This is a genomic window from Mesorhizobium sp. M0047 (genome assembly GCF_040323315.1).
GTDB lineage: Bacteria > Pseudomonadota > Alphaproteobacteria > Rhizobiales > Rhizobiaceae > Mesorhizobium.
This window is the reverse complement of sequence record NZ_JAMYUW010000020.1, coordinates 87,892-97,914: the sequence shown is the minus strand read 5'-3', so window position 1 is coordinate 97,914 and position 10,023 is coordinate 87,892. Positions and strand designations below refer to the sequence as shown.

Genomic DNA, 10,023 nt, shown 5'->3' with positions numbered 1-10,023 from the left:
GTTTGTTTTATAACCCCCAGCGCCCCGCCCCGCCTCGGGGGGTGGTGTGGGGGGCGGCCCGGTGTTTGGGGGGGGGGCTCGACTGTTCATCAACAACACAGACGATCAAAAATCGGTCGGGGCGCCGCCCTCGGACCGGCGCTTGGCGACGAAGGCATTGAGTTCCTCGCGGATGGCCGGGTCCATGTAGGGCTCTTCGTAGGACGTGAGCCGTTCCTTCCAGACCTTGTTGGCCTTTTCGAGCGCTGTCGGCGAGCCGGCCTCCGCCCAGGTCTCGTAATTGCGCCAGTCGGACAGGATCGGCGAGTAGAAGGCGGTCTTGTAGCGGTCCTGCGTGTGCTGGGTGCCGAAGAAATGGCCGCCAGGGCCGACGGACTGGATGGCGTCGAAGCCGAGCGCCTCGTCGGAAAGGTCGAGCGGGGTCAGGAATTCCGCCACCATCTGCAGCAGGTCGATGTCCAGAATGGTCTTCTCGTAGGAGCAGCGCAGGCCGCCCTCGAGCCAGCCGGCGGCATGCATCATCAGATTGCCGCCGCCCTGGATGGCGCCCCATAGCGAGAACACGCTTTCATAAGCGGCCTGCGCGTCAACCGTGTTGGCGGCGCAGGTGTTGGAGGTCCGGTAGGGGATGTTGTAGCGGCGGGCGAGCTGGCCGCCGACGAGCTGCGCCTTCATGTATTCCGGCGTGCCGAAGGCCGGTGAACCGGACTTCATGTCGACATTGGAGGTGAAGCCGCCATAGCCGACCGGCGCGCCCTTGCGCACCATCTGGGCGAAGGCGATGCCGGACAGTGCCTCGGCGTTCTGCTGCACCAGCGCGCCGGCGATGGTGACCGGCGCCATGGCACCCGACAGGGTAAACGGCGTCACGACGACGACCTGGCCCTTGCTCGACATCTGGATGATGCCTTCCATCATCGGCACATCGAGCTTGAGCGGCGAATTGGTGTTGATGATGGTGAAGACGGACGGCTCTTCGAGCAACTGCTCGTGGCTGATGCCGCGCGCGATCCTGGCGATCTCGATGCCGTCCACATTGCGCTCCTTGCCGAGCGAATAGATGTGGAACACCTTGTCAGTGAGCACGCTGAGATCGCGGATGCATTCGAGGTGGCGCACGGACGGATGGATATCGGTCGGCTCGACCGGATAGCCACCCGTGCAGTTCAGGATGTTGTGCATCTGCGCAAGCTTGAGGAAGTTGCGGTAGTCCTGCTGATTGCCGGGCCGGCGGCCATGATCGAGGTCGGAGCAATTGGGCGCCGACGCCATCATCGAGATGATCACATTGTTGCCGCCGAAGCGCACATTGTGCGCCGGATTACGGGCATGGATGGTGAATTCCGACGGGCAGTGCGACACCAGATCCAGGATCATGTCGCTGTCGAAGCGCACGCGCTCGCTGCCGTCGCGCACGTCGGCGCCGTGCGCCTTCATGATGCGGCGGGCTTCGTCATGCAGAACGTCGACGCCGATTTCCCGCAGCACGCGCAACGAAGCGAGGTGGATCGACTCCAGCTCGTCGTCGGAGACCAGCCTGGTCGGCGCCAGCGGGTTTTTCAGTTGGCGGAAAGCCGGCTGCTCGAACGCGGCCGAGCCGCCGGCGCGCTTTCCGGCGCGGCCGCCGCGGCGGGCGCGGTCGGTGGCCAATGCCGGTTCTGCTGGTTGTAAGGCGGCGGTCATGGCGGTCCTCATAGGATGCGGTAGCGGGCGGCATAATGGACCGGCGGCTGTCCAGCCATTGCGGAGGCGGCGACCACTAGGGCTAGGGAAGCGACATACCGGAACGGCAGTTGCGCGGCCCAAATGCGTTGCCCCGTTGGCGCAAGCGTATTTCGCTTTCCGGCCCTTCCGTTCTCCGGATCGAACCAGTAGCTAGTTGCGCTTGCTGGCCGGATGGCCAGCGCAATTCATTTGGACAGCAGCATGGTCGCGACCGGCTCGAGCGAAAGCGAAGCGACAACGCAATGGCCAGCGCTTGCCGGCCTCACCGCGGCACTTGCCATGTTCGGCGCGGCGCAAGGGGTGGCGGTGCGGCTGGTCGGTGCACGCGTGCGCCGCGCCGCCTGACAGACATCGTACGGAGCAAAGCGGTTTTCGCCCTCCGGGGACTTACCACCACGTAACTAATCGATAATCCTGCAACCCCGATAGCGGTGCGGACAATGAACCTGGCGGAATCGAACGACGACGAGACGATGCAGTGGGCTGGTATCACCGGCGTGATCGCGACCGTATCTGTGTTCGCCATTGCGCAGGGCCTGTCCTATCCGCTGCTGAGCTTCATCCTGCAACGCCAGGGCATTTCTCCGGCGATGATCGGCCTGTCGGCGGCGATGACGCCGATCGGCTTCATCGTGTCGTCGCCGCTGATCCCGGCGCTGGCGCGGCGGTTCGGGGCAGGGCGCACGGCCCTTACCTGTGCGGCACTTTCGGCAATCGTGCTGGCGCTGATCGGTTGGACGCAGAATGTCTATGTATGGTTTCCGTTGCGCTTCCTGATCGGCGTCGTCACCAATCCGCTTTACGTGCTGAGCGAGATCTGGGTGATCGCGCTGGCGCCGCCGGCGCGACGCGGTCGCGTCATGGGCGTTTACTCGACGATCATCTCCGCCGGGTTTGCGACCGGACCACTGTGCCTGCTGGCTGTCGGCACGGAAGGCTGGCCGCCCTTCCTCGTCGGCATTTTCGCCTTCGTGCTGTGCGGCATCTGCCTGGCCTCGGTGCTGCCGCGCTTGCCCAAGGTCGACGAGGCCGGACATCAGGTTTCGGTGCTTGGCTTCGTGCCGCTGGCCTGGCTGCTTTTGTTTGCCGTCATCGTGGCTGCCGGCTTCGAACAGGGCGCGCTGGCCTTGCTGCCGGTCTACGGCACCCATCACGGCATCGCCGAGACCCGCATGTCTGCGCTGCTGTCGGTGATGATCGCCGGCAACATCGCCATGCAGGTGCCGCTCGGACTGCTGGCGGAAAGGCTTTCCGCGCGCCTGGTGCGGCTTGCCTGTGTTTCCTTGACGGTGCTCGGCTGCGTGCTTCTGCCGCTGCTGATCGCGACGCCGCTGATCTGGCCAATGCTCTTCGTCTGGGGTGCTGTTTCCTACGGCATCTACACGATGTCGATCATCGAGCTCGGCGAGCGCTTCACAGGCTCGACACTGGTCGCCGGCAACGCAGCATTCTCCTTGATGTGGGGCGTCGGCGGCATCGCCGTGCCGCCGCTGGCGGGCGGCGCCATGGATATTCTGGGCGCCGGCGGGCTGCCGATCACGCTCGGCCTGATGTGCCTGGCGCTGGCCATCGCGAGCCTGGCTGGCCGGCGGAAAGCCTCAATTGTGCGCCGAACATATTGAATATCGGACATGGCATATCGATGTTGGCAATCCCCAAAGCGACGCGTTTATCGGAGACCTCATGACCAAGCCCATCCAAAAACCAGGATCCGCCACCGAGACCAACGATCCGTTTCTCTGGCTGGAAGACAGGACAGCCGCGCAGTCGCTTGACTGGGTGCATCGCCAGAACGAGGTCACGGTTGGCGAGCTGCAGGGTGATCCTTCCTATCAGGCGTCGTTCCAGACCGCGCTCGATCTGATGACTGCCGAAGACAACATTGCAGTCGGCGCAGCACTCAAAGGCCATGTCTATAATTTCTGGCAGGACAAGACTAATGTGCTCGGCCTCTGGCGCCGCACGACGGTTGCTTCCTACAAAACCGAAAAACCCGACTGGGAAACGATCATCGACTTCGACCAGCTTGCGGCGAAAGAGGGGATCAAATGGGTGTTCGGAGGCGCAAGCCGACTCTATCCGGACTTCAATCGCTGTCTGGTGAGTATGTCGCCGGATGGCGGCGACGCCAGCGAGATGCGTGAATTCGACATCGAAACGAAATCCTTCGTGGAAGGTGGGTTTCGCGCGCCCGCATCCAAGTCGGGTTTCAGCTGGCTGGACAAGGAGACGGTCATCGTTTCGGCGGCGTTTGAGGAGGCCGACAAGACTGAGTCCGGTTATCCGCGCGTGATCAAGCTCTGGAAGCGGGGCACGAAGCTCGAAGACGCGACACCGATCTTCGAGGCGCAGAAAGAGGATCTCGCCGTTGGCGCAGCTGTCGAGTTCGACGGCGACAGGCGCTATTTGATCTTGGCCCGGACGCTGAATTTCTTCGCTTCGCACATCTTCCTGCGGCTGCCGTCCGGCGAAAACAAACAGTTGCCACTGCCGGACGACATGACCGACACCGCGATCTTCAGGGATCAGCTCGTCTTCGGCCTGCGCAGCCCGTGGACGGCGCCCGATGGCACATTGTGCAAGCCTGATGGCCTCTATTCGCTGGATCTGGCGCTCTGGGTCGAGACCGGTACGCTCGGTCCGGTGGAAACGGTGTTGGAGCCGGCATATCGGGTGTCCATCGCCGGCATTGCCCGCACGCAGGACCGGCTGTTCATCAACCTGATGGACAATGTGCGCGGCAAGGTCGTCGTCTGCGAGCGCAAGGAGGGCGGTTGGTCGCTGAAACCGGTCGGGTTGCCCGAATACGGCAATGTAGGCATCAGCCATGCCGAGCAGTTCGGGTCGAGTGTGTCGTTCTCCTTCACCGATTTCCTGACGCCGAGCTCGATCATCTGGTCGGACGACAATGGCGAGACACTGGCCACCGTGAAGTCGCAGCCGGCGCGTTTCGATGCCTCGCCGCTGATCTCGGAACAGTTCGAGGCGCGCTCGAAGGACGGCACGATGATACCTTATTTCGTCGTCAGGCGGCGCGACCAGAAGGGCCCGGTGCCGACGCTGCTCTATGGCTATGGGGGCTTCGAAGTGCCGTTGCTGCCCGGCTATGCCGGCGTGCGCGGCAGGCTGTGGCTGGAGAAGGGCAACGCCTATGTGCAGGCCTGCATTCGCGGCGGCGGCGAATTTGGCCCGGCCTGGCATCAGGCGGCGCTCAAGGGCAATCGCCAGAACGGCTTCGACGATTTTGCGGCAGTAGCACAGGACGTCGTCAAGCGCGGTATCGCCACGGCTGCTTCGCTCGGCATCCAAGGCGGTTCGAATGGCGGCCTGCTGACGGGCGTTTCCCTGACGCAGCGCCCCGAGCTGTTCGGCGCCGTCATTATCGAAGTGCCGCTGCTCGACATGCTGCGCTACACTGAATTGCCGCCGGGTGCTTCCTGGATGGCCGAATATGGCGACCCGTCGAAACCCGAAGACTCGACGTGGCTTGCCGCCTATTCGCCCTACCAGCATGTCGATGCCGGAGCTGCCTATCCGCCGGTGCTGCTGACCACCTCGACCGCCGACGACCGTGTCCATCCCGGCCATGCGCGGAAGATGGCCGCCCGCCTGCAGCAAGCCGGCCATGCCAGGACTCTATTCTTCGAGGAGACCGAGGGCGGGCATGGCGGCCGCGGCGACCGCCGGCCGCAGGCGGCGCAGACGGCGATGAAATATGTCTTCCTGCAAAGGGCGCTGGGTGGAACGGCATAGACGGCAGATTTTGACGCAGTCCACGAGGAAGAGCGCTACGCACTTTCCTCGGGGAAAACCGTTTCACACTTTTCCTGAAATTGCTCTAAGGTGCCATCCATGGCTCTCGAAGGGACATTGGCTGGCGCATTTGGGCTTCGCGCATTGCGGGTCGCGGTGACACCGTCACCGCGCACGCTGCGCGCCGAACTTTTGCGGCTGTGCGCTCGCATCGGTTATTCGCCACCTGTTTTCCTCTGACGCATTCGCCCCGGCTTGGGCCGGATAGAATCCAGAGGAAAGATCAGATCCATGACTTATCAGAATTATTCGCTGAAGCAGCTTCAGCAGATCGATGCCGCGCATCATCTGCATCCGTTCACCGATCATAGGGAACTGCGCGAAGTCGGCTCGCGTATCATCACCCGCGCCAATGGGCCGTTCATCTATGATTCCGAGGGGGCTGAAATCCTCGACGGCATGGCCGGGCTGTGGTGCGTGAACGTCGGCTATGGGCGCGACGAACTGGCCGAGGCGGCCTATGCCCAGATGAAGGAGCTGCCTTACTACAACTCCTTCTTCAAATGTTCGACGCCGACGCCGGTGCTGTTGTCACAAAAACTGGCGGAAATCGCACCGAAGAACGTCAGCCAGGTGTTCTACGGTTCGTCCGGTTCGGAAGCCAACGACACGGCGCTGCGCCTTGTGCGCCATTACTGGGTGTTGGAAGGCAAGCCGGAGAAGAACCGCATCATCTCGCGCAAGATGGCCTATCACGGCTCGACCGTTGCCGGCACCTCGCTCGGCGGGATGGATGCCATGCACAAGCAGCTCGGCGGCGCGGTGCCCAACATCGTCCATGTGATGATGCCCTATGCCTATGAGCTGGCGCTGCCGGGCGAGAGCGATCATGATTTCGGCTTGCGCGCGGCCGGGGCTGTCGAGGTTGCGATCCTCGAAGCCGGCGCCAACAAGGTTGCTGCCTTCATCGGCGAGCCGGTCATGGGAGCAGGCGGTGTGAAAATTCCGCCGGTCAGCTACTGGCCGGAGGTGCAGCGCATCTGCCGCAAATATGATGTCCTGCTGATGCTGGACGAGGTCATCACCGGCTATGGCCGCACCGGCGAGTGGTTCGCCGCGCAGACGCTCGGCATCGAGCCGGACACGATCACCACGGCCAAGGCCCTGACCTCCGGCTATCAGCCGCTGTCGGCATTGTTGGTCGGCGACCGCATAGCCTCTACGCTGGTCGAGAAGGGCGGCGAGTTCAATCACGGCTACACCTATTCCGGCCACCCGGTGGCCTGCGCCGTGGCGTTGAAGAACCTCGAGATCATCGAGCGAGAAGAGCTGGTCGACCGCGTCCGGAACGATACCGGCCCCTATTTCGCCAAGGCGTTGCAGGAGCGCATTGCCGGGCATGATCTGGTCGGCGAGGTGCGTTCGATCGGGCTGATGGGCGCGATCGAGATCGTCAAGGACAAGGCGACCAAGGAGCGGTTCCTGCCGGCGGGAAGCGCGGCGGTGACCGTGCGCGACCACGCCATCGCGCACGGCATGATGCTGCGCGCCACCGGCGACACGATGATCCTGTCGCCGCCGCTGATCTGGACCCGTGATACGATCGATATGGCTTGCGAGCGCATCTCGAAGGCGCTGGATTTGGCGCAAGCCGATCTGCGCAAGCGGTAGGGCTCGAGCCCCGACCGGGCGTTCCTCGGCAGGAGCGCCCGGTCTCGACAACATGATCGAGCGGCGAGTGAAGAATTCCATCCCCATCGCGTAGTGTGTGGGGCAGCGGCTGATTCGGCCGCGACAAGGGGTTTGTCTGGATGAGAAAGATCGGCAAGAGCCGACGGACGCAAGAAGCGGCCAGCATCGGCGGTGATCTGATGCTGGCGCCGCTAGTGGCGATGATGCGGCTGCCGCTGATGGCCATGGATGGCGGGAGCAGCCAGCCATGGGGCACGGAGACGGCGCGTGCGGTAAACGAGAAGACCGCCGCCATGGCCGAAGGCGCGTTTGCGGCGCAAATGTCTTTCCTGCAGTCGGCATCGCGGTTCTGGCCCGAGGTCTTTTCCGGCCGCACGCCGTCGCTGTTCAACGGTGTTGCGGCGGAACGCTCGATCAGCGCTGCGCTGAAGCCGGCAAGCCGTGCCGTGAAGGCGAATTTTCGCCGACTGTCCAACAAGACCTGACCGAGTTGCAGACCTTTGATTTTGCGCATCGAGGAGTGCATGCGCTAGAACCAGTCGGTACAGTTACCGATGGGGGATACGATGGCCGGACAACCGCTCAACCAGCCGGCTGAAATTCCAGCCGAACTCGACCGTTGGAATTGGGGCGCCTTCTTTCTCAACTGGATCTGGGGCATCGGCAACAGCACCTTCATCGCGCTGCTGGCGCTGATCCCGTTCGTCAATATCGTCATGATCATCGTGCTGGGCGCACGAGGCAGTCGCTGGGCGTGGCGGAACCGCGCCTGGCGCGACGCGGAACAGTTTCGCAAGACGCAACGCAACTGGGCAATCGCCGGCCTTGTCGTGTGGGTGGTCGGGATCGGCGGTTGTGCGACGATGGTCGGCAGCATCCCTACGTCCTGAAAGGCAGCGATGCCTACCGCATGACCATGGACAGACTTCGCGCCGACGATCGCGTGAAGGCCGCACTCGGTGATGATGTGGCGGCCGACAGTTTCTGGGTCGGTGGCCATCTCAATATCAATACGAATGGTTCTGGCGACGCCCAATTCAGCATTCCGGTCCACGGCGCCAAGGGCAAGGGCACTGCCTACTCAACCGCAGTCCGCGCTGCCGGCACGTGGAGCCTGCGCCTGCTGGTCGTCAGGCTCGAGGGGGCCGATGCACCGATCGTGCTGATCAACGAAGATCATGTCCCGATCCCGAATGCGGCAATCGGAATATAAAACCAGACGGTGCGGATAAACTGGCGGAAACGCAAAAACCGCGCTCCATCGGGAACGCGGCTTTGCCAGATACGCATGGCGCTTCGCTACTCAAATACTTTGCGAAACCTACGGCATCTGTCGAAACTTACAGGCTCCGGTACGCGAGACCTGATCCGGAGCGCCGGGCGGATGCGATATGTCCGCCTCGCAATCCGTTTTATAGGAACATCGTTACCGCAGAGTTATCGAGAGCTTAAGCAAATCTAAATTTGCATTTTTTCTGCCGAAGGAAATCGGAAAAAGCCCGCCAAGTCCGTTGGTTACGCTGGATTGCCGCGCAGAAAATTAATTATGCCGGAGAAATCGGCGCCGCCATGTCCCTGGGCGTTGAACAAGGCATAGAGCTGGGCTGCTTCGGCGCCAAGCGGCGTCACCGCACCCGCGCTTTGTGCTGCTTCCTGGGACAATTTCAGATCTTTCAGCATCAGTGCCGCTGCAAACCCTGGCTTGTAGTCCCTGTTGGCGGGTGAAGTCGGCACAGGGCCGGGCACCGGGCAATAGGCGGTCAAGGACCAGCATTGCCCCGACGAGGTCGAGGCAACATCGAACAGTGCTTGGTGCGAGAGGCCGAGCTTTTCCGCCAGAACGAAGGCTTCGGCGACACCGATCATCGAGATGCCGAGGATCATGTTGTTGCATATCTTTGCCGCCTGTCCGGCGCCGTCGCCGCCGCAATGGACGATGCGGCCGGCCATCGGCTTCAGGACCGGCTCGGCTGCGGCGAAGGCATCGCCGGAGCCTCCGGCCATGAAGGTGAGCGTCCCGGCCGCGGCACCGCCCGTGCCGCCCGAGACGGGTGCATCGATGGACAGCAGGCCGTGTTTGGCGGCAATGGCGTGCGCCTTGCGCGCCGATTCAACGTCGATGGTCGAGGAATCGATGAACAACGTGCCTTTTTTCGCCTTGGGCGCGATGTCCTCATAGACCGATAGCACGTGCTTGCCGGCTGGCAGCATGGTGATCACCACCTCGGCGCCCTTCACCGCGGCCGGTGCGTTGGCCATGACGACCACGCCATGCTCGCGCGCGACGGTAAGGTTCTCCGGCACCAGGTCGAAGCCGTGCACGGCATACCCCGCCTTGACCAGGTTGGCGGCCATCGGATTGCCCATGTTTCCGAGGCCGATGAAGGCGATGGTGGTCATCGTGGTGCTCCGTGATTTGTGCTAGGCAGTAGGCAGTAGGCAGTAGGCAGTAGGCAGTAGGCAGTAGGGTTGTCTATTCCGGCTTAAGTCTGACAATGAGTTGGCGAAGCATTTTGCCGATGCCCTCGGTGGATGTCAGCAAATGATCAGCTTGATCATGCGTGGCAAGGCCAATGCGTTCGGCGATCTGGAGGTATGTCTCGAACTCCTTCAGCGAGCCTTGGGCTATTCTGAGGAATTGCTGATAAGAGCCTCTGTTATCTCGACCGTAACCTTCGGCGATGTTTGCAGGGATCGAGGTCGCTGAACGGCGGATTTGGCTGATCAACCCGTACAATTCTTCCTTGGGCCATACCTTGGTCAAGGAATAGGTGGCGACAGCCAGGTCCATCGCCTGCTGCCACACGATAAGATCCTTGTATGAATTGATCTTGCCGGTCATCTCACTGCCTA

10 protein-coding genes are annotated in these 10,023 nt (G+C 62.5%); 7 read left to right on the top strand and 3 right to left on the bottom strand.

The window, feature by feature from the left end:
• Nucleotides 1–105 precede the first annotated feature (105 nt).
• Entirely contained in the window at nucleotides 106–1,683 is a 1,578-nt protein-coding gene (locus tag NKJ89_RS20195) for a trimethylamine methyltransferase family protein (protein ID WP_023757724.1), read from the bottom strand.
• Between the two features lie 243 nt (nucleotides 1,684–1,926).
• On the opposite strand from NKJ89_RS20195, the gene NKJ89_RS20190 reads away from it, so the two are divergent.
• From NKJ89_RS20190 to NKJ89_RS20160, 7 genes are all read left to right on the top strand, one after another.
• Nucleotides 1,927–2,070, top strand: a complete 144-nt coding sequence (locus tag NKJ89_RS20190; RefSeq protein WP_352604984.1) for a hypothetical protein — start codon at nucleotides 1,927–1,929, stop codon at nucleotides 2,068–2,070.
• Between the two features lie 95 nt (nucleotides 2,071–2,165).
• Nucleotides 2,166–3,347 (top strand): MFS transporter, encoded by a 1,182-nt coding sequence (locus NKJ89_RS20185; RefSeq protein WP_352604982.1) that lies wholly within the window; start codon nucleotides 2,166–2,168, stop codon nucleotides 3,345–3,347.
• A 61-nt stretch (nucleotides 3,348–3,408) separates the two neighbouring features.
• Nucleotides 3,409–5,478, top strand: a complete 2,070-nt coding sequence (locus tag NKJ89_RS20180) for a prolyl oligopeptidase family serine peptidase (protein ID WP_352604980.1) — start codon at nucleotides 3,409–3,411, stop codon at nucleotides 5,476–5,478.
• Between the two features lie 291 nt (nucleotides 5,479–5,769).
• On the top strand, nucleotides 5,770–7,149 hold the full coding sequence (locus NKJ89_RS20175; RefSeq protein ID WP_023757721.1) for an aspartate aminotransferase family protein: 1,380 nt from the start codon (nucleotides 5,770–5,772) through the stop codon (nucleotides 7,147–7,149).
• 140 nt (nucleotides 7,150–7,289) lie between these two features.
• Nucleotides 7,290–7,655 (top strand): hypothetical protein, encoded by a 366-nt coding sequence (locus NKJ89_RS20170; protein ID WP_352604978.1) that lies wholly within the window; start codon nucleotides 7,290–7,292, stop codon nucleotides 7,653–7,655.
• 81 nt (nucleotides 7,656–7,736) lie between these two features.
• On the top strand, nucleotides 7,737–8,060 hold the full coding sequence (locus NKJ89_RS20165; protein WP_352604976.1) for a hypothetical protein: 324 nt from the start codon (nucleotides 7,737–7,739) through the stop codon (nucleotides 8,058–8,060).
• On the top strand, nucleotides 8,024–8,383 hold the full coding sequence (locus NKJ89_RS20160) for a cytochrome c oxidase assembly factor Coa1 family protein (RefSeq protein WP_352604974.1): 360 nt from the start codon (nucleotides 8,024–8,026) through the stop codon (nucleotides 8,381–8,383). Before NKJ89_RS20165 ends, NKJ89_RS20160 begins: the two co-directional genes overlap by 37 nt.
• 302 nt (nucleotides 8,384–8,685) lie before the next feature.
• Here the strand turns inward: NKJ89_RS20160 and mmsB are convergent, their stop codons facing one another.
• Together mmsB and NKJ89_RS20150 are read right to left on the bottom strand one after the other, a co-directional pair.
• Nucleotides 8,686–9,570, bottom strand: a complete 885-nt coding sequence (gene mmsB, locus NKJ89_RS20155) for a 3-hydroxyisobutyrate dehydrogenase (RefSeq protein ID WP_352604972.1) — start codon at nucleotides 9,568–9,570, stop codon at nucleotides 8,686–8,688.
• Nucleotides 9,571–9,643: 73 nt separating this feature from the next.
• Nucleotides 9,644–10,012, bottom strand: a complete 369-nt coding sequence (locus tag NKJ89_RS20150) for a four helix bundle protein (protein WP_352604970.1) — start codon at nucleotides 10,010–10,012, stop codon at nucleotides 9,644–9,646.
• Nucleotides 10,013–10,023: the final 11 nt, after the last annotated feature.

What these genes read in the sequence shown, in the direction of transcription:
- NKJ89_RS20190 (WP_352604984.1), top strand. Translation starts at nt 1,927, where the DNA reads ATGGTCGCGACCGGCTCGAGCGAAAGCGAAGCGACAACGCAATGGCCA.
- mmsB (WP_352604972.1), bottom strand. Translation starts at nt 9,570, where the DNA reads ATGACCACCATCGCCTTCATCGGCCTCGGAAACATGGGCAATCCGATG.
- NKJ89_RS20195 (WP_023757724.1), bottom strand. Translation starts at nt 1,683, where the DNA reads ATGACCGCCGCCTTACAACCAGCAGAACCGGCATTGGCCACCGACCGC.
- NKJ89_RS20180 (WP_352604980.1), top strand. Translation starts at nt 3,409, where the DNA reads ATGACCAAGCCCATCCAAAAACCAGGATCCGCCACCGAGACCAACGAT.
- NKJ89_RS20185 (WP_352604982.1), top strand. Translation starts at nt 2,166, where the DNA reads ATGAACCTGGCGGAATCGAACGACGACGAGACGATGCAGTGGGCTGGT.
- NKJ89_RS20175 (WP_023757721.1), top strand. Translation starts at nt 5,770, where the DNA reads ATGACTTATCAGAATTATTCGCTGAAGCAGCTTCAGCAGATCGATGCC.
- NKJ89_RS20165 (WP_352604976.1), top strand. Translation starts at nt 7,737, where the DNA reads ATGGCCGGACAACCGCTCAACCAGCCGGCTGAAATTCCAGCCGAACTC.
- NKJ89_RS20170 (WP_352604978.1), top strand. Translation starts at nt 7,290, where the DNA reads ATGAGAAAGATCGGCAAGAGCCGACGGACGCAAGAAGCGGCCAGCATC.
- NKJ89_RS20150 (WP_352604970.1), bottom strand. Translation starts at nt 10,012, where the DNA reads ATGACCGGCAAGATCAATTCATACAAGGATCTTATCGTGTGGCAGCAG.